Source organism: Rhodococcus antarcticus (genome assembly GCF_026153295.1).
Lineage (GTDB): Bacteria > Actinomycetota > Actinomycetes > Mycobacteriales > Mycobacteriaceae > Rhodococcus_D > Rhodococcus_D antarcticus.
The window spans coordinates 1,933,159-1,951,735 of the sequence record NZ_CP110615.1 but is presented as its reverse complement, the minus strand read 5'-3'; the positions used below and the strand labels follow the sequence as shown (position 1 = coordinate 1,951,735).

Sequence of the window (18,577 nt, the reverse complement as noted above, 5' to 3'; positions counted from 1 at the left end):
CGGTGGCGCGCGCGTGGGTCGTGTGGGGCGTGGGAGTGCTCGCCTACGTGACCGCCGTGCTGCAGCGCACCTCGTTCGGGGTGTCCGGGCTGGACGCGGCCGCCCGCTTCGGTGCCAGCCCCGGCACCCTCGGCGGCTTCATCGTGCTGCAGCTCGTGGTCTACGCCGCCCTGCAGGTGCCGGTGGGGCTGCTGCTGGACCGCTTCGGCCCGCGGCGGCTCATCGCCACCGGCGCCCTGGTGATGGCCGGCGGGCAGCTGCTGCTCGCGCTCAGCACCGCGCTCCCGCTCGCCTACGCCGCGCGGGTGCTGGTGGGGGCGGGCGACGCGCTGACCTTCATCTCCGTGCTGCGCCTGGTGGGGGCGTGGTTCCCCGTGCGACGGGTCCCAGTGGTCACCCAGCTCACCGGCATCGTCGGCCAGCTCGGCCAGGTGCTGTCGGCCGTGCCGCTCGTCGCGCTGCTGCACGGACCGGGGTGGAGCACCGCCTTCGGCTCCTGCGCAGCGCTCGGAGCGCTCGTGGTGGTGCTCGTGCTGGTGGCCGTCCGGGATGCCCCGCCGGGCGCCGTCGCGTCGGGGGTGGACCTGCGACCCTCCGCGGTCCCCGCGCTCGTCAGGGCGGCGTGGTCGCACCCCGGCACCCGGCTGGGCTTCTTCACCCACGTCGGCACCCAGTTCTCCGGCACCGTGTTCGCCCTGCTCTGGGGCGTGCCGTACCTCGTCAACGGCCAGGGGCTCAGCACCGGCGAGGCGAGCGTGCTGCTCACGGTGCTGGTCCTCGCCGGCATCGTCGCCGGGCCCGTCATCGGCGAGCTCACCGCCCGGCACCCGCTGCGGCGCTCGTGGCTGGTGCTCACGATCATCACCGTCACGGCCACGGTGTGGACGGTCGTGCTCGCCCAGCCCGGCCGCGCGCCGCTGTGGCTGCTCGTGGTCCTGGTGCTCGTGCTCGCCGTGGGCGGACCCGGTTCGCTGATCGGCTTCGACTACGCCCGCACGTTCAACCCCAGCCACCGGATGGGCACCGCGCAGGGCATGGTCAACGTGGGGGGCTTCCTGGCCTCGCTGCTCGTGGTGCAGGCCATGGGGATCGTGCTCGGTGCGGCCGGCGGCTACACCGGGGAGGCGTTCCGGCTGGCCTGGCTCGTGCAGTACCCCGTGTGGGTGTTCGCCGTGGTGGGGATCCTGGCCACCCGTCGCAAGGCCCGCACGCTGCTGGCCTCCGAGGGCGTGCGCGTCCCGCCCCTGCGCGAGGCCCTCCGCCGTGGCCGACCGTAGGGGCGGGCGACGGGTCGCCTCCCGGGTCGGCCCTCAGCCGGCCGGCCGGGCCAGCAGCGCGACGGCGGTCATGAGGACGGCCAGGGCGGCGTAGGCGAGCTTGCGCGCCGCCCCGGACGAGGTGCGCAGCGCCACCACCGCCTGCAGGGCGTAGTAGGCCGCGAACGCGCGGGAGGCGACGGCCACGATGGTGAACGTCGGGACGGTGGCCGCCAGGACCACCGCGGCCGCTCCGCTGACGAGGTAGGGCCGGTGTCCGCTCATCCATCCCGAGAGGGAGCGCAGGTTGCCCTCGGCCGCGGCGGTGTCGGCGATGGCGGCGCTGAGCTGGCTGAGCACCGCCGACAGGGCCAGCGGCAGCGCGAGCAGCGGGGCCACCCGGCCGGTGATGTCGAGCAGGGTGTCGTCGGCTCCGGCGGGCGTGCCGAGGCCCATCACCGGGGTGGCCACGGCGACGAAGCCCACGTAGATCGACGCGGCCACCAGCTGGGCCGTCCGGGAGGCCCGGATCCGGGTCTCGGCGTCGAACTGGTCACCCAGGTAGCGGACGGTCTCGAAGCCCTGCACCGTGATGACGATCCCGCCCAGCACGAGCAGCACGGTGACCACCCCCGTGTCCGGGACCGGTGGCAGCGCCAGCCCGCCGCCGAGCAGGCCCCGTCCGTCTCCGACGGCGAGGGTGACGCCCAGGACGGTGGTCAGGACCAGGACCGCGACCAGGCTGACCCGGTCGAGGCGGTCCAGGCCCCGGAACCCCCGCAGCACGCCGAGGCCGACGATCAGCACCACGGTGGTGCAGGCTATGGTGCGCTCGAGGAGCTGGCCGTCGCCGCCGGTGGTGTACGCCACGACGTACTGCGCCATGATCCGCAGGTAGAGCGCCACCGAGATCACGTAGGCGACCACGATGACCGCGTCGGCCCAGCGGTCGATCCGACGCGTCACGGCGTCGAGGCGGCCGTCGGCGGCCAGCGGCTCCACCACCCGCACGCAGTGCCGCACGGCCGTGCCGACCAGCCACGCGACCGCGCACACCGCGACGGCGCCGAGCACCGCGAGCCCGCCGAGGGTGCGCTCGAGCACCGGCACGATGATGAGCAGACCGGACCCGAGGATCGAGGCCAGCGGGGTCACCGCAGCCACCAGGACCCGGCGCCGGGTCGGGGGTGCCCCGGTCCCGTCCACGGCGCAGTAGACCACGGCCGGTGCCCCACCCGGCGGGAGGGCCGAGGGGGTGCAGCGCCCGGGTCAGACCGTGAACGAGTCCAGCGAGCGGATCTTGTTCGTCGCGTCCAGGGCGGCCACCTTGTAGGCCTCGGAGAGCGTGGGGTAGTTGAAGACGGCGTTCACCAGGTAGTCGACCGTGCCGCCGCAGCCCATCACCGCCTGCCCGATGTGCACGAGGTCGGTGGCCGAGGTGCCGAAGATGTGCACGCCGAGGAGGGTGCGGTCCACCGTGGACACCAGCAGCTTGAGCATGCCGTAGGAGTCGCCGGCGATCTGGCCGCGGGCGAGCTCGCGGTAGCGGGACGTGCCCACCTCGTAGGGGACCGAGCTCGAGGTCAGCTCCACCTCCGTCTTGCCGACGTAGGAGACCTCGGGGATGGAGTAGATGCCGATGGGCTGCAGGTCCATCATGGACTCGGTCTTCTCGCCGAACGCGTGGTAGGCCGCGAGCCGGCCCTGGTCCATGGCGGTGGCCGCGAGAGCCGGGAAGCCGATGACGTCGCCGACCGCGTAGATGTGCTGCACGGCGGTCCGGTAGTGCTCGTCGACGGCGATGCGACCCCGCTTGTCGGTCTCCAGGCCGGCGGCGGCCAGGTCGGGCTCGTCGGTCGTGCCCTGGCGTCCGGCGGAGTACATGACGGTCTCGGCGGGGATGCGCTTGCCGCTGGCCAGGGTCGTCACCGTGCCCCTGGCTCCCACGGTGACCTCCTCGCCGAAGCGGAAGGTGACCGAGGAGTCGCGCAGGTGGAACTTCAGGCTCTCCACGATCTCGGAATCGCAGAAGTCGAGCATGGTGTCGCGCTTCTCGACGACCGTGACCCGGGTGCCCAGGGCAGCGAACATGGAGGCGTACTCGATGCCGATGACCCCGGCGCCCACCACCACCATCGAGGAGGGGATGGACCCGAGGTTGAGGATCCCGTCGGAGTCCAGCACCCGCTCCTCGTCGAAGGCGACGTTGGCCGGGCGGGCTGGGGAGGTGCCGGTGGCGATGACGACGTGCCGGGCGCGCACGGTCACCCGCTCGCTGCGCTGCAGCCCGTCGACGGCGATGGTGTGGGCGTCGAGGAACCGGGCGGTGCCGGTGAGGATGTCGATGCGGTTGCGCAGCAGCTGGGCGCGGACCACCTCGATCTCCTTGCCGATGACGTGGGTGGTGCGCGAGAGCAGGTCGGCCACGGTGATGTCGGACTTCACCCGGTAGCTGGCGCCGTACAGCTCGCGCTGGTTCATCCCGGTCAGGTAGAGCACCGCCTCGCGCAGCGTCTTGGAGGGGATGGTGCCGGTGTTGGTGCACACCCCCCCCGATCATCTGGCCCTTCTCGACGATGGCCACCGTCCTGCCGAGCTTGGCCGCGGCGATGGCGGCCTTCTGCCCGCCGGGCCCCGAGCCCAGCACCACCAGGTCGTAGTCGCTCGTGCTGTCGGTCACGGGTCCAGCCTGTCGGGAGCGGGGCCGGGGGGCGGGGGGCAATCGGGCGCGCGTCGCCGACAGGTGGGCACTCCCGCGGGCAGGTCCGGGCGGCGCGCGCGCACGCGGGGTCCGAACGGGTCCACAGATCCTGACGTGCGCAGCTGTGCACAGATAGGCTGCGCACAACCCAGCAGACCGACGAGGGAGACCGCAGTGCCGCAGCAGGTTCGTGGAGTGATCGCCCGCAGCAAGGGTGCCCCGGTGGAGCTCGTGACGGTGGTCGTCCCCGACCCCGGTCCCGGCGAGGTGGTCGTGGCGGTGCAGTCGTGCGGGGTGTGCCACACGGACCTGACCTACCGCGAGGGCGGCATCAACGACGATTTCCCCTTCCTGCTGGGACACGAGGCCGCGGGCGTGGTGGAGACCGTCGGCGAGGGCGTCACGCACGTCGAGGTCGGCGACTTCGTGGTCCTCAACTGGCGCGCGGTGTGCGGGGACTGTCGGGCCTGCCGGCGCGGTGAGCCCTGGTTCTGCTTCACCACCCACAACGCGGCGCAGAAGATGACGCTGGAGGACGGCACCGAGCTGACCGCGGCGCTGGGCATCGGGGCGTTCGCGGACAAGACGCTGGTCCACGAGGGGCAGTGCACCAAGGTCGACCCGTCCTCCGACCCGGCCGTCGTCGGGCTGCTCGGCTGCGGCGTGATGGCCGGCCTCGGCGCTGCGGTGAACACCGGCGGTGTGGGTCGCGGTGACTCCGTCGCCGTCATCGGCTGCGGCGGTGTGGGCGACGCGGCCATCGCCGGGGCCCGCCTGGCCGGGGCGAGCACCATCATCGCGATCGACCGGGACGACCAGAAGCTGGCGTGGGCCACCGACTTCGGGGCCACCCACACGGTCAACAGCACCGACCTCGACCACGACGGCCTCGTCGAGGCCGTGCAGGAGCTCACCGGTGGCTTCGGGGCCGACGTGGTCATCGACGCCGTGGGCCGCCCGGAGACGTGGAAGGCCGCCTTCTACGCCCGCGACCTCGCCGGCACCGTCGTCCTCGTGGGCGTGCCCACCCCCGACCTGGTGGTCGACGTCCCGATGATCGACATCTTCGGCCGCGGTGGCGCGCTCAAGTCCTCCTGGTACGGCGACTGCCTGCCCGAGCGGGACTTCCCGATGCTGGTCGACCTGTGGAAGCAGGGCCGGCTGCCGCTGGAGAAGTTCGTCACCGAGCGGATCGCGCTGGACGCGGTGGAGCAGGCCTTCCGGACCATGCACAGCGGGGGCGTGCTGCGCTCGGTCGTCGAGCTCTCGGGCCCGGCGCTCTGATGGCCGGCACCTTCCGGGTCGACCGCGTGGTCACCTCCGGCACCTTCAGCCTCGACGGCGGGACCTGGGAGGTGGACAACAACGTCTGGCTGCTCGGGGACGACGACGAGGTGCTGGTGGTCGACGCCGCCCACGCCGCCCAGCCGATCGTGGCGGCCGTCGCGGGGCGCACCGTGGTCGCGGTGGTGTGCACGCACGGCCACGACGACCACGTCACGGTGGCCCCCGAGCTCGGCCGCACCCTCGACGCGCCCGTGCTGCTGAACCCCGCCGACGACGTGCTGTGGGAGATGACCCACCCGGGCGTCGCCCACGCCGCGCTCACCGACGGCCAGCGGATCACCGTGGGCGGCACCGAGGTCCACGCGCTGCACACCCCGGGCCACTCGCCCGGCAGCACCTGCCTGCACGTTCCCGAGGCCGGCCTGCTGTTCACCGGGGACACCCTGTTCCAGGGCGGACCCGGCGCCACCGGACGCTCCTACTCCGACTTCGGCACCATCATCGGCTCGATCCGTGACCGCCTGTTCGCCCTGCCCGTCGAGACGGCCGTGCACACCGGGCACGGCGACGGCACCACGATCGGCACCGAGGCCCCGCACCTCGAGGAGTGGGTCCGCGCGAACGGCTGAGGCCTAGGTCGGCGAGCTCCGGTGCGACCGCGTGAGCCGGGGGTCCGCCGGCGTCGGAGCCGGACCCGTCGTGCCCCGGACGACCAGCTCGGTGGAGACCGTCCGCGCGGACGACCCCCCGCGAGGGGTTCGTCCCTCCAGCTCGTCGAGCAGCAGCTGGGCGGCGATCCGCCCCTGCTCGGGGACCGGCTGGCGCACGGTCGTGAGGTCCAGGTACTCGGCCATCTCGTGGTCGTCGACCCCGACAACCGAGAGGTCGGCGGGCACCCGCACACCGTGGCGCCGGGCCGAGGACAGCGCCCCCATGGCCATCTCGTCCGAGCTGGCGAACACCGCGGTCGGCCGTCGACGTGCGGGCAGCGCGAGCAGCACGTCCATGGCCGCGGACCCACCTTGGACCGACCAGCCGCCGTAGACGTCCAGGGCCGGGTCCGCGGGCAGCCCGGCGTCGGCGAGGGCTCCGAGGTAGCCGGCGAAGCGGTCGTGCGGGGTGGGGAAGTGGAACGCGTCCTCGGCGAGCCCGCCCATGTGCGCGATGCGGGTGTGGCCGAGGCCGATCAGGTGCTCGGTGGCGGTGCGGGCGACCTGCACGTCGTCCACGCTCACGCTGCCCAGCCCGGTGACCGTGGAACCCACCAGGGCCACCGGCACCGAGAGGTTGCGCAGCACGTCGACCTCGGGGCCGTCGAGGGCGAGGTTGAGCACCAGCACCGCGTCGACCCGCTTGTGCAGGGTCGCGATGGCGGTGAGCCGACGAGCCACGTCCACCTGCTCACCGAGGCCGTAGAGCAGCAGGTCGTACCCGTGCGACCGGCACAGCGCCTCCGCACCCTCGACCACGTTCGCGAAGTACCACCGGGTCACGTACGGGACGACCACCCCGATGGTCATGGTCCGGCCGGTGGCCAGGCTCGAGGCGGCGGGCGAGGCGACGTAGCCCAGGGTGCTGGCCGCCAGCAGCACCCGCGCCCGGGTGTCGGCGTTGACGCGGTCGAGCCCACGCAGCGCCCGGGACACCGTGCCGATGGAGACGCCGGCCTCCCGGGCAACGTCGTGGATGGTGGGGATGGTTCCTCCTGGGTCGCGCCGACCGGGGGACCGGGCCCCTGGGTGGAGGCCGGCGCGGGGCGCGGCCGGCGGGGGTCAGCCCTTGAGCCCGCCCGCCAGCAAGCCGCGCACGAAGTACCGCTGCAGCGAGAGGAACACGACCACCGGCACGATGATGGCGACCAGCGCGCCGGCCGAGAGCAGGTGCCAGGCCGAGTCGCGGGTGCCGGAGAGGTCGGCGAGGCCCTTCGTGATCGGGGCGACGTCGCTGCCGCCCCCGGCGAACACGAGGGCGACCAGGAGGTCGTTCCAGACCCACAGGAACTGGAAGATCCCGAAGGCCGCGATGGCCGGCTTGAGCAGGGGCAGCAGCACCGCCGTGAGGATCTTGACGTGCCCGGCACCGTCGACCCGGGCCGCCTCGATGAGCTCCGCGGGGATCTCCCGCATGAAGTTGTGCAGCAAGAAGATGGCCAGCGGCAGCGCGAAGATGGAGTGCGAGATCCAGATGGCGGGGAAACCGACCAGGTCACCCTTGACGTAGAGCTTGAGCAGCGGCAGCAGGGTGACCTGGATGGGCACGATCTGCAGCGCGAAGACGGCGATGAACAGCACGTTGCGGCCCGGGAACTTCACCCAGGCGAACGCGTACGCCGCGAGCGTGGCCAGCACCAGCGGGATCACCACCGAGGGGATCACGATGATGAAGGAGTTGATGACGTACTTGCCCAGCCCGGAGGACCCCTCGGTGGTGAGCACCGCCCGGTAGTTGTCCAGGGTGACGGTGGGGTTGCTGAAGAACGTCCACCAGCCGGTGGTCTTCGTCAGCTTCTCGGGGCGGAACGAGGACACCAGCAGCCCGAACGTCGGGATGGTCCACAGCACCGCGATGATCAGCGCGGCGGCGGTGGCCCACGGCCGGGAGAGCCGCTTGGCCGCGCTCTCGGCGACCTCGCTGCCCGACAGGGGCGGGGGCGGGACCGGGGGGTCGTTCTTCTTCTCGAGGACGGGGGGCGGCGTGAAGGTGGTCATCGAGCCTCCGTGGCGCGCATCTGGCGGATGTTGTAGGCGACGATGGGGATGACGAGCACGAACAGCAGCACGGCGAGCGCGGAGCCGAGGCCCTGGTTCGACGACGAGAACGTCTGGCTGTAGAACTCGTAGGCCACCACGCTGGTGTTGAACGAGCCGCCGGTGACGGTGCGGACGATGTCGAACACCTTGAGGGTGGCGATGCCGATGGTGGTGAGCACGACGACCACCGCCGGCCGGATGCTCGGCAGGGTGACGAAGCGGAACATGCCGAGCGTCGTCACGCCGTCGAGGCGGGCGGCCTCCACGATGTCGCCGGGGATGGCCTTGATCGCCGCCGAGAGGATCGTCATGGCGAAGCCGGCCTGGATCCAGATCAGGATGACGATGAGCAGCAGGGTGTTCAGCGGCGAGCCCACCAGCCAGTTCACCGGTGTGCCGCCCAGCCACACGACGATCTGGTTCAGCACGCCGATCTGCTTCACGTTGGCCTGGTCGGGGCGGTAGGCGTAGATGAACTTCCAGATGATGGAGGCGCCGACGAAGGAGATGGCCATGGGCAGGAAGATCAGAGCCTTGGCGAAGGCCTCCATGCGGGCCCCGTCGACCAGGATCGCGTAGAGCAGACCGACGGCGGTGGCGATGAACGGGGTGACCACCACCCAGAGCACCGTGTTGCGCAGCACGGTGAGCTCGTCGGAGCTGGTGAAGATGGTGGCGAAGTTGTCGAGCCCGACGAACGAGGTGCCCCCGGCGTCGAAGAACGACTGGTAGATCGTCCGCAGCGCGGGGTAGACCAGCCCGACCGCCACCAGCAGCGCGGTGGGCAGCAGGAACAGGAACGCGACGGGCTTGCCGGCCCGGCGCTCGCCGAACCGTCCGGCGATGTAGAGGATCAACCCCATCACCGCCCCGAACAGCAGGAGTGCGCCGGCCATGCTGGTGAGCTTCTCGAGGGTGGTCACGGGAGCTCTTCACCTCCTGGGTGGACCGTGCTGCGGAGTGGACTCGGGGTGCGGGGAGCGGAAGGTGGTCCGGCGGGTGCCGGACCACCTCCCGCGGCGGAGATCAGGTCAGGACGTCGGCCAGGAGGCCTCGATGTTGTCGACCGTGTCCTTGGTGCTCTGGCCGGTGATCCAGGCGGTGGCCTGCTTCCAGAACGAGTTGGAGCCCACGGCGGCCGGCATCTGGTCCGAGCCGTCGAAGCGGAACACCGTCTTCGGGTCCTGCAGCAGGTCGGCCGACAGCTTGTCGATCGGGCTGCTCAGCTTGGACGCGTCCAAGCCCTTGTTGGCGCTGATCCAGCCGCCGTTGGGGGTGGCGGCCACCTTGTTGTTGGCCCACGTGTCGGTGGACAGGTAGGTCTGGAAAGCCTGGACCTCCGGACGGTCGGAGAAGGCGACGTTGAACTCGCCACCACCGAGGACCGGCTTGTCGCCGGCGGTCTTGCCGGGCAGGTAGAAGGCGAAGACGTCGCCGTCCTCGGCCACCGTGGTGCCCTTGGGCCAGTTGGCCGCGTAGAAGCTGGCCTGGCGGTGCAGGGAGCACGTGCCGTCGAGGATCGGCAGCCCGCCGTCCTGGAACGTGGTGGTGGCGATGGAGGTGACGTCGCCGAGGCCACCGTTCACGTAGGCCGGGTTCTTCAGGTACTCACCGACCATGTCCAGGGCCTTGGTGGGCTCCGCGGAGTTGAACGCGATCTGGTGGTTGACCCACTTGTCGTACTCGGCCGGTCCGGCCGAGCGGAGCATCATGTCCTCCATCCAGTCGGTGATCGGCCAACCGGTGGCCTCACCGCTCGAGATGCCGGCGCACCAGGGCTTCTTGCCGTCGGAGACCATCTTGTCCGACAGCGTCTTCAGCTCGTCGAGGGTGGTGGGCACCGCGTACCCGCTGTCCTTGAACTCGCTGGGGGAGTACCAGACGAGCGACTTCACGCTGGCGCCCGACGGTGCGCCGTAGTACTTGCCGTCGACCGTGGTGTACGCCTTCCACTCGGGGCTCCAGAACTTGTCGACGTTGTCGGCGACGGCCTTGGGGGCGGGCTTGGCGGCCCCGGTGGCCACGAGCTGCTTGACCAGGCCGGGCTGCGGGACGATGGCGATGTCCGGGGGGTTTCCGGCCCGCGCCCGGACCAGGATCTGGGTCTCGAAGTCCTTGTTGCCGTCGTAGGTGACCTTGGCGCCGGTGCAGTCCTCGAACGGCTTGTAGGAGTCGATGTAAGCGGTGTCCTCGGGGGTCACGATGCCGGCGGAGACGCTGATGGTCTTGCCGGACAGGTCCCCGTACTGGGTGTACGCCGAGCAGTCGCCGCTCGAGGCGCCCGAGGCGGTGCTGCTGGTGTCGCTGCTGCTGCCGCCGCACGCGCTGGCGAGCAGCCCGACGCTGAGCACGCCCGCGATGGCCATCGTGCGTCGGGGAGTTCGGGAGCGGAGAGCCATGCCCCATGCCTTTCTCGTCCGCCCCGGCTGGTCGCGTGGGCACGCGCAGCGTTCGGGGCCACTTCGTCGTGACCGGGTGGAGAGTGTGTAAAAGCGTTTTTGCTCAGGCCGGACGGTACACAGAGGTGACCGCGCTCACAACCATCCCGGTGATCACCGTGTCGCGTGCGCACCGAGGCGCCCCGAGCGCCGTCCGCCGCCGCGGTTCCTGTTCGCGGAGGCTCGCGCAACACGGGAAACACGCTGGTGCGCAGAACGATCGGAGCGGAGTCGATCAGTCCACCGTGGACGGTGCCTGGTGTCCCGGCCGGGTCCCCGCGCCCTCCGGGCCGGTCTGGGCGAGGTGCTCCCCGGGCACACCGCGGGTCACGATCCGGACACGGCTTCGACGCGGGACGGTGAAGGTGACCTCTGGGTCGAGGACGACCGACCAGCGCCGGGCCCCGTCACGGCCGTCGGCCCCAGCGCGCCCGGTGGTGGGCGAGCAGGCCCGCGTACCAGAGGGCGCTGTCCTTGGGCGTGCGCACCTGGGTGTCGTAGTCCACGTGCACCACCCCGAAGCGCTTGCCGTAGCCCCAGGCCCACTCGAAGTTGTCCAGCAGCGACCAGACGAAGTAGCCGCGCACGTCGATCCCGTCCGCCCGCGCCAGGGCGAGGGCCTCCAGGTGGGTGCGGAGGTAGGCCACCCGGTCAGCGTCGTGCACCGTCCCGTCGACGAGCTGGTCGGGGTACGCCGCGCCGTTCTCGGTGATGTGGATCGGGACCTCCGGGGCGGCGGTGCCGAGCATCGCGAGGGTGTCCCGGAAGCCCTGCGGGTCCACCTCCCAGCCCATGTCGGTCGTCGGGCGCCCGCGGTCGACCATCCGCACGTCCTCACAGCCGGGGTAGGCGGCGGCGGCCTCCCCGCGCTCGGACTGACCGGGCCTCCCGGTGACCACGGCGGGGCAGTAGTAGTTGAGCCCGACCCAGTCCACGGGCTGCGCGATGGTCTGCAGGTCGCCGTCGTGCACGTGGTCGAGCCCGGAGAGCGGGGCCACGTCGTCGAGCAGGTCCTGCGGGTAGGCACCGGCGAACAGGGCCCCCAGCCACAGCCGGTTGTGCACCGCGTCCACCCGTCGAGCGGCGTCGACGTCGGCGGGATCGTCGGTCTCCGGGGACACGTGCTGCAGGTTGAGAACGATCCCCAGCTGCCCCGGGTCCGCAGAGGTGGCCCGGATGGCCTGCAGCGCGCTGCCGTGGGCGAGCAGCAGGTGGTGCGCCGCGGGGACGGACAGCCGGGCGTCGGTGGCCCCGGGGGCGTGCACCCCGGCCTGGTGGCCGAGGAACGCCGAGCACCAGGGCTCGTTGAACGTGGCCCACTGGCGGATCCGGTCGCTGAAGTGGGCGTGCACGGCCACCGCGTGGTCGGTGAAGCGCGCCACGGTGTCGCGGGCCGGCCAACCCCCGGCGTCCTGCAGGGCCTGCGGCAGGTCCCAGTGGTACAGCGTGGCGCACGGAGTGATCCCCGCCTCGAGCAGCGTGTCCACCAGACGGTCGTAGAAGTCGACGCCGGCGGGGTTCAGGGCGCCGGAGCCGGTGGGCAGCAGGCGGGGCCAGGCGAAGGAGAAGCGGTAGGCCCCCAGGCCCAGCCGGGCCATGAGGGCGACGTCCTCGGGGTAGCGGTGGTAGTGGTCCACGGCAACGTCGCCGTTGTCGCCGTTGACCACCCGGCCCGGCTCGGCGCAGAAGGTGTCCCAGATGGACGGTCCGCGACCACCCTCGTGGGTGGCCCCCTCGATCTGGAACGACGCCGTGGCAGCACCCCAGGTGAAGTCGGTGGGGAAGGCGGCGGCCAGCCGTGGGTCGGACCCTTCCGGGGTGGCGTCCAGCAGGCTGTCCGGGTGGGTCGGGTGGCTCATGGGGGGCCCTTCGTCGGTGGGGGGCAGAGGTGGGGCCCGTGCGGCACGCGGCACCGTCACTCCGGCGGGTCCGGAGGCCGTGGGAGGGGGGCTGTCCACAGCAGGTCCAGCTGTCCACAGGCCGTGCCCGGGCGCCGTGGGAGCAGTGTGCCGCGGGGCAGCGTGCGGGCCATGACGACACACCCGAACCCACCGGCCACCGTCCACCTCGGCGACCCCGGCGCGCTGCTCGCCGCCCTGCCCGCCCTGCTCGGGTTCCACCCCGAGCACTCGCTCGTCCTGCTCTGCCTCGAGGGGGAGCGGGCCGGGTCCGTCGGCCTCGTCGCTCGGGTGGACCTGCCGGCCCGCTCCGACCGGGCGGGTGCCGCGGCCGTGGTCGAGCAGCTCTCCGTGCTCTGCGCCCGTCGCGCGGTCCCCGCGGCCGTGGCGGTGGTGGTCGACGACGCCGAGCCACCGGACCCCCGGCGGCACCTGGTCCGTTCGCTCAGGACGGCGTGCGAGGCGGTCGGCACCGATCTCGTCGCCGCCCACCACGTGCCCCGCACCGCCGCCGGGGTGGCCTGGTCGAGCTACGGCAGCTCCCGGACCGGTCTGCTCCCGGACCCGCGCTCCTCGCCGGTGGCCACCGAGCACGTGCTGCGCGGTCGCGTGATCCGCGGCTCCCGGGCCGAGGTGGACGAGCTCCTCGCCCCTGACGGGCCTGAGCGCACCGGGCGCGTGGGTCTGGCCCTGGACGAGGAGCTCGCACGGGTGCAGCAGCGGCGCGCCTCCGGGCCCGCGCACTGCTCCCACGAGCTGCTGGAGCGGGTGGTGGCCGCCGTGGCGCGGGCCGGCGAGGACTCGGCCGAGCCCCTGGGGGCGCCCGAGATCGCGGCGCTCGGGGCCGCTCTGTCCGACCTCCCCGTGCGCGACGCTTGCATCGCCCTGGCCGGGGGAGAGCACGCCGATGCCGCCGAGCGCCTGTGGACGGAGCTGGTGCGGGCCCTACCCGCCCCGGAGCTCGCCGAACCCGCGGTGCTGCTCGCGCACAGCGCGTACGCGCGCGGGGAGGGCCCGGTGGCCGGGGTGGCGCTGCAGGTCGCGCTCGACGCGGACCCCGCCCACCGGATGGCCGGCCTGCTGTCCGCCTCGTTGGGGGCCGGTCTGCCACCGGGCTCGGTGCGCGCGCTGTCGATCACCGCGCACGGGATCGCGGCCGAGCTCGGGGTGACCCTGCCTCCGGTGGACTGGCAGTGATCCGGGATCACAGCAGGCCGGGGCGCTCCCAGTCCTGACCCAGCACGTGCTCGGCCAGGAACGCGAACACCGTGGAGTACCAGACCTGCGCGTTGCCCGGGGTGAGCACCCAGTGGTTCTCGTCCGGGAAGTAGAGGAACTTGGCCGGCACCTCGTGCCGCACCAGGTCGAACCACAGCCGCAGGCCCTCGCCGATGGGCACCCGGTAGTCCTTGTCCCCGTGGATGACCAGCACCGGCGTGCGGATGTCGGCCACCCGCAGGTGGGGGCTGTTGGCCTCGATTCGGCCGCGGTCGGTGAGCGGGTCGCCCATCTCGGCCAGCCACGAGAAGGAGCCGTCGGTGGCGCCGGTGAAGGAGTCGAGGTCCCACAGCGAGGCGTGGGTGACGATGGCGTCGAAGCGGTCGGTCTGCGTGGCCACCCAGTTCGCCATGTAACCCCCGAAGCTGCCCCCCATGAGCGCGGTGCGCCCCGGGTCGAGGTCGTCCCGGAGCAGGGCGGTGTCGGTGAGCGCGAGGACGTCGGTGTACGGCGCCCCGCCCCAGGCCGGCCACCCCGCGGTGAGGAAGTCCGGCCCGTACCCGGTGGACAGCGCGGGATCGGGCAGCAGCACCGCGTACCCGCGGGCGGTGGCCGTCCACGGGTTCCAGCGCCAGGTCCAGGCGTTCCAGCTGCCCAGCGGTCCGCCGTGCACCCACACCAGCAGCGGCGCCCGCGCGCCCGGCGCCAGCTCGGGCACGGCCAGGAAGCCGCGCACGGTGCGGCCGTCGGCGACCACGACGTCCACCTCGTCGAGCCGCCCGGGCACCTCGAGCGCACCGGGCGCTGCGAGCGCGGTGACCACGCCGGTGCCGAGGTCCAGCCGCACGGGCCGGGGCGGGCTGTCCACCGCGGAGCGCAGCGCGTAGAGGGCACGGCCGTCCGGGGCGACCACGAGGTCGGCGAACGCACCGTCGGCCGTGAGCCTCTCCGGGACCGTGCCCGGAGCGGCGAGGTCGACCCGCCACACCGGGGCCCGCCCACCGCAGTCGGCCACCACGTACAGGGCGCCACCGTCGGCGGACTCCACCGGGGTTGTTGCCCAGTGCTCGAAGGCGCTGGTCAGCTCGGTGACGGCGCCACCGGAGAGCTCTACCCGCCACAGGTCGATCCGTGGGGGGTCTGCGCGCGTGGCGAGCCGCTCGGCCGTGCAGATCACCGCGGATCCGTCGGCGAGCACGAGCTCGGGGGTCAGGTCGTGCTCCCCGGAGTCCAGCAGCACCCGGCGCCCGGAGCCGTCGGCGGCGGCGACCTGGAGCTGCTGGCGGCGTCCGAGCCCGCGGCCGCGCTCCACCTGCACGGCCAGCACCACCGTCGCTCCGTCCGGGCTCAGCACCGCGCTGCCCACCCGGTCGTCGAGGTCCGGGGTGAGGTCGCTCAGCGTGCCGTCAGCGGCGCGGACGACCATCCGGGGGAGGTCGGGGCCGAGGTCGTGGTCCCAGTGGCGGACGGGGTAGCTCTCGTGCAGCACGGCGCTCACGCCCGTGTCCTTGCGGTGGCTGCGCTGCTCCGCGTCGTCCTCGCCGAGGGTCCGGCCGGGGTGGACGGCGGTGCCCAGCAGGAGCGCGTCCGCCGCGTGCGCCGCGACCACGGAGGACACCCCGCCGGGCAGGGTGACCACCGGTCGCGCCTCACCGGTGCGGGGCAGGCACCACAGCGTCGAGGACGGTGCGGTGTCGGGCTCGGTGTCCAACGGGTCGGCGCGCCGGGAGAGGAACAGCAGGTCGCCGTCGGCGGCGAACGCGGGGGCCGACTCGGCCTCGGCGGAGCGGGTGAGCCGGACGGCGGCCGTGCTCCCGGTGGGGTCGACCTGCCACAGGGCCCCGCGCCACCGGGTGCCCTTGGGGTCCAGCTCGGACACGACGGTGACCAGGCGGGTGCCGTCGGGGGAGATCGCCAGCCCCGCCAGCCGCGGCACGGCGACGAAGGCCGCGAGATCGGCGAACGTGCTGCTCGGGGTGGTGTCCCCGCTCACGCGCGCGCCGCCACCTGCTGGGTGAACGTCCAGGCGTCGGCGACGATCTGGTCGATCGCGGTGCGCTCGGGCTTCCAGCCCAGCTCGGCCACGGCCCGGTCGCTCGAGGCGACCAGCACCGCGGGGTCGCCGGCACGGCGGGCGGCGGTCCGCGCGGGGACGGGGTGGCCGGTGACCCGGCGGCAGGCCTCGACGACCTCGAGCACCGAGAACCCGCTGCCGCTGCCGAGGTTGTAGACCTGGTGCGCGCCGCTGCTGGCGTGCTCCAGCGCGAGCAGGTGCGCCTCGGCGAGGTCGAGGACGTGCACGTAGTCGCGGACGCAGGTGCCGTCGGCCGTGGGCCAGTCGTCGCCGAAGACGGTGACGTGCTCGCGGCGGCCCTGCGCGACCTGCAGCACCAGGGGGATCAGGTGGGTCTCGGTGGTGTGCCGCTCCCCCTGCGCCCCGTGCGCCCCGGCGACGTTGAAGTACCGCAGGCTCACCGCCGCCAGGCCGTGCGCGGCGGCGTAGGAGGTGATGGCGTGGTCGATGGCCAGCTTCGAGGCCCCGTAGGGGTTGGTCGGCCGGGTGGGGGCGTCCTCGGTGATGGGGATCACCTCGGGCTCCCCGTAGGTGGCGGCGGTGGAGGAGAACACCAGCCGGGGTGTGCCGGTCACCCGGATCGCCTCGAGCAGCTGCAGCGAGGTGACCACGTTGCCGTACCAGTACTTCTCCGGCTCCACGACGGACTCCCCGACGAGCGAGCGGGCGGCGAAGTGCAGCACCCCGTCGAAGTCCGCCCCCATGAGCACCGCGGGCGCGGTGGTGGCGACGTCGCCCTCCACCAGGGTCGCGCCCACCGGGACCGCGTCGGCGTGGCCGGTGGACAGGTCGTCGAGCACCGTCACCTCGTGACCGCGCTCGAGGAGCAGGGCGGCGGTGACGCTGCCGACGTAGCCGGCACCTCCGGTCACGAGCAGCTTCACGTCGCAGTCCTCTCCTGGGGTGGCGCTGGGTGGGGGTTCAGACCTTCTCGACCTGCACGGCGTGGGCCATCTGCTGGGAGAGGCTGGCCCCGGCGTGGCCGGGCACGCTGATGAGCACGCCGTCGGCCCCCTTCTCGACGGTCACCCGGGCGTCGGGCACCACGCCCGCGTCGCGCAGGCGTGCCATCAGGTCGGTGTCGGTCTGCACGTGCTCGGCGATGCGGCGGACGACCACGGCCACCGGGCCGGACCCGCCGACCTCGGACAGGCGCAGCAGCGGGCCGTGCTCGGCCGCGACCCGGTCCAGCCCCAGCTCGGCGAGGCCGGGGATGGGGTTGCCGTAGGGCGAGGTGGTCGGGTGGTCGAGCACCTCGACGAGGCGACGCTCGACTGCCTCGCTCATCACGTGCTCCCAGCGGCAGGCCTCCGCGTGCACCTGCGCCCAGTCCAGGCCGATCACGTCGACCAGCAGCCGCTCGGCGAGGCGGTGCTTGCGCATGACGGCCACGGCGAGGGCGCGTCCCTGCGCGGTGAGCTCCAGGTGCCGGTCGCCCGCGACCGACAGCAGCCCGTCGCGCTCCATCCGGGCCACGGTCTGGCTGACGGTGGGTCCGCTCTGCTCGAGACGCTCGGCGATCCGCGCGCGGAGCGGGACCAGGCCCTCCTCCTCGAGCTCGTACACCGTGCGCAGGTACATCTCGGTGGTGTCGACCAGGTCGTTCACGCTCACACCCCTTCGTCGCCGCTGATCGTATCGTCCACCGACGACAACACCGGTGACGGCGGGACCTGTGCCCGCCCGCTGCGCGACCTTCGACACCTCCCGTGGTCGGTGGGCCGCAGTAGGTTCGCCGTCATGAGCGCGCCTGCACCGTCGCCGTCCCCGCCGTCGGTCGTGTGGACCCCGGACTACCTCTCCTACCAGCTCTCGCCCGACCACCCGCTGGACCCGGTGCGCCTGGACCTCACCATGCGGCTGAGCCGCGAGCTGGGGGTGCTCGAGGGCGTGGAGACCCTCACCCCGGCAGTGGCGCCGGACGCCGAGCTCCTCCGCATCCACACTCCCGGCTACCTCAACGCCGTCAAGGGCGCACCGGGCCAGCTCCAGGCCGTGGGGCACGGGCTCGGGTCCGAGGACAACCCGATCTTCGAGCGGATGCACGAGGCGAGCGCCCTGCTCACCGGTGGCACCCTGGCGGCAGCCCGGGAGATCGCCGAGGGCCGCACCCGGCGCGCGATCACCATCGGCGGCGGCCTGCACCACGCCATGGCGGACTCCGCGTCGGGTTTCTGCGTGTACAACGACGCCGCCGTCGCCATCTCCTGGCTGCTCGACCACGGGTTCGACCGGATCGCCTACGTCGACGTGGACGTGCACCACGGGGACGGCGTGCAGGCGGCGTTCCTGCACGACCCCCGGGTGCTGACGGTGTCGGTGCACCAGCACCCCGCCACGCTGTGGCCCAGCACGGGGTGGGCGCACGAGACGGGCACCGGTGCCGCGGCGGGCTCGGTGGTGAACCTCCCGCTCATGCCGGGAACCTCCGATGCGGCGTGGCTGCGTGCCTTCCACGCCGTGGTGCCCAGCGTGGTGCGCGCGTTCCGGCCGCAGCTGCTGGTCACGCAGTGCGGGGTGGACACCCACCGGGAGGACCCCCTGGCCGACCTGCGGCTGACCGTGGACGGCCACCGTGCCGCCTTCGCCGCCCTGCGCGACCTCGCCGAGGAGACCGCCGAGGGCCGCTGGCTCGCCCTCGGCGGCGGTGGTTACGGCCTGGTGCGGGTGGTGCCGCGCTCCTGGACCCACCTGCTGGCCGCCGTGCTCGACCGTGACGTCGACCCCAGCACGGCCGTGCCGCCCGGCTGGACCTCCCACGCCCACGAGAGGTGGCCCGAGATCGTCCTGCCCACCACCATGGGGGACGACGGCGACACCGCCCACGAGCCCTGGGGCGGTGGGGTAGGCGAGGCGGCCAGCCCGGCCGCGGCCAAGGTCGACACCGCCATCCGCGACGTCCGGCGCGCGGTGTTCCCCCTGCTCGGCCTGGACCCCGACGATCCGAGGGACTGA

14 protein-coding genes and 1 pseudogene are annotated in these 18,577 nt (G+C 73.0%); 5 read left to right on the top strand and 10 right to left on the bottom strand.

Features of this window, described 5'->3' with window-relative positions; all coding sequences use genetic code 11:
- Nucleotides 1–2: 2 nt before the first annotated feature.
- Nucleotides 3–1,277, top strand: coding sequence for an MFS transporter (locus RHODO2019_RS09375; RefSeq protein ID WP_265384705.1), 1,275 nt, complete (start codon nt 3–5; stop codon nt 1,275–1,277).
- Between the two features lie 33 nt (nt 1,278–1,310).
- Here RHODO2019_RS09375 and RHODO2019_RS09370 read toward each other — a convergent pair whose 3' ends face one another.
- Nucleotides 1,311–2,477: an Aq_097 family APC-type transporter gene (locus RHODO2019_RS09370; RefSeq protein WP_265381554.1), complete on the bottom strand. Its 1,167-nt coding sequence runs from the start codon at nt 2,475–2,477 to the stop codon at nt 1,311–1,313.
- Between the two features lie 48 nt (nt 2,478–2,525).
- Nucleotides 2,526–3,936 (bottom strand): annotated as a pseudogene (gene sthA / locus RHODO2019_RS09365) (Si-specific NAD(P)(+) transhydrogenase).
- A gap of 195 nt (nt 3,937–4,131) precedes the next feature.
- On the opposite strand from sthA, the gene RHODO2019_RS09360 reads away from it, so the two are divergent.
- Both RHODO2019_RS09360 and RHODO2019_RS09355 read left to right on the top strand, forming a co-directional pair.
- Nucleotides 4,132–5,241: an S-(hydroxymethyl)mycothiol dehydrogenase gene (locus RHODO2019_RS09360; RefSeq protein WP_265381553.1), complete on the top strand. Its 1,110-nt coding sequence runs from the start codon at nt 4,132–4,134 to the stop codon at nt 5,239–5,241.
- Nucleotides 5,241–5,873, top strand: coding sequence for an MBL fold metallo-hydrolase (locus RHODO2019_RS09355; RefSeq protein ID WP_265381552.1), 633 nt, complete (start codon nt 5,241–5,243; stop codon nt 5,871–5,873). The genes RHODO2019_RS09360 and RHODO2019_RS09355 overlap by 1 nt, the downstream gene beginning before the upstream one ends.
- Before the next feature lie 3 nt (nt 5,874–5,876).
- On the opposite strand, the gene RHODO2019_RS09350 is transcribed toward RHODO2019_RS09355, so the two are convergent.
- The 5 genes from RHODO2019_RS09350 to RHODO2019_RS09330 form a co-directional block, all read right to left on the bottom strand.
- The gene (locus RHODO2019_RS09350) at nt 5,877–6,890 is read right to left on the bottom strand and encodes a LacI family DNA-binding transcriptional regulator (RefSeq protein WP_265381551.1); all 1,014 of its coding nucleotides are present in this window, start codon (nt 6,888–6,890) and stop codon (nt 5,877–5,879) included.
- Nucleotides 6,891–7,016: 126 nt separating this feature from the next.
- Entirely contained in the window at nt 7,017–7,952 is a 936-nt protein-coding gene (locus RHODO2019_RS09345) for a carbohydrate ABC transporter permease (protein WP_265381550.1), read from the bottom strand.
- Entirely contained in the window at nt 7,949–8,917 is a 969-nt protein-coding gene (locus RHODO2019_RS09340; protein ID WP_265381549.1) for a carbohydrate ABC transporter permease, read from the bottom strand. The genes RHODO2019_RS09345 and RHODO2019_RS09340 overlap by 4 nt, the downstream gene beginning before the upstream one ends.
- 108 nt (nt 8,918–9,025) lie before the next feature.
- On the bottom strand, nt 9,026–10,360 hold the full coding sequence (locus RHODO2019_RS09335; protein ID WP_265381548.1) for an ABC transporter substrate-binding protein: 1,335 nt from the start codon (nt 10,358–10,360) through the stop codon (nt 9,026–9,028).
- Nucleotides 10,361–10,839: 479 nt separating this feature from the next.
- Nucleotides 10,840–12,291: a GH1 family beta-glucosidase gene (locus tag RHODO2019_RS09330; RefSeq protein ID WP_265381547.1), complete on the bottom strand. Its 1,452-nt coding sequence runs from the start codon at nt 12,289–12,291 to the stop codon at nt 10,840–10,842.
- A gap of 171 nt (nt 12,292–12,462) precedes the next feature.
- On the opposite strand from RHODO2019_RS09330, the gene RHODO2019_RS09325 reads away from it, so the two are divergent.
- Nucleotides 12,463–13,527 (top strand): DUF4192 domain-containing protein, encoded by a 1,065-nt coding sequence (locus RHODO2019_RS09325; protein ID WP_265381546.1) that lies wholly within the window; start codon nt 12,463–12,465, stop codon nt 13,525–13,527.
- A gap of 7 nt (nt 13,528–13,534) precedes the next feature.
- Here RHODO2019_RS09325 and RHODO2019_RS09320 read toward each other — a convergent pair whose 3' ends face one another.
- From RHODO2019_RS09320 to RHODO2019_RS09310, 3 genes are read right to left on the bottom strand one after another with little or no spacing between them, the layout of a single operon-like run.
- On the bottom strand, nt 13,535–15,541 hold the full coding sequence (locus tag RHODO2019_RS09320; protein ID WP_265381545.1) for a S9 family peptidase: 2,007 nt from the start codon (nt 15,539–15,541) through the stop codon (nt 13,535–13,537).
- Nucleotides 15,538–16,506, bottom strand: coding sequence for a UDP-glucose 4-epimerase GalE (gene galE / locus RHODO2019_RS09315; protein ID WP_265381544.1), 969 nt, complete (start codon nt 16,504–16,506; stop codon nt 15,538–15,540). The genes RHODO2019_RS09320 and galE overlap by 4 nt, the downstream gene beginning before the upstream one ends.
- Before the next feature lie 37 nt (nt 16,507–16,543).
- Nucleotides 16,544–17,230, bottom strand: a complete 687-nt coding sequence (locus tag RHODO2019_RS09310; RefSeq protein ID WP_265381543.1) for an iron-dependent transcriptional repressor DtxR — start codon at nt 17,228–17,230, stop codon at nt 16,544–16,546.
- A 132-nt stretch (nt 17,231–17,362) separates the two neighbouring features.
- Between RHODO2019_RS09310 and RHODO2019_RS09305 the strand changes: the two genes are divergently transcribed.
- Entirely contained in the window at nt 17,363–18,577 is a 1,215-nt protein-coding gene (locus RHODO2019_RS09305; RefSeq protein ID WP_265381542.1) for an acetoin utilization protein AcuC, read from the top strand.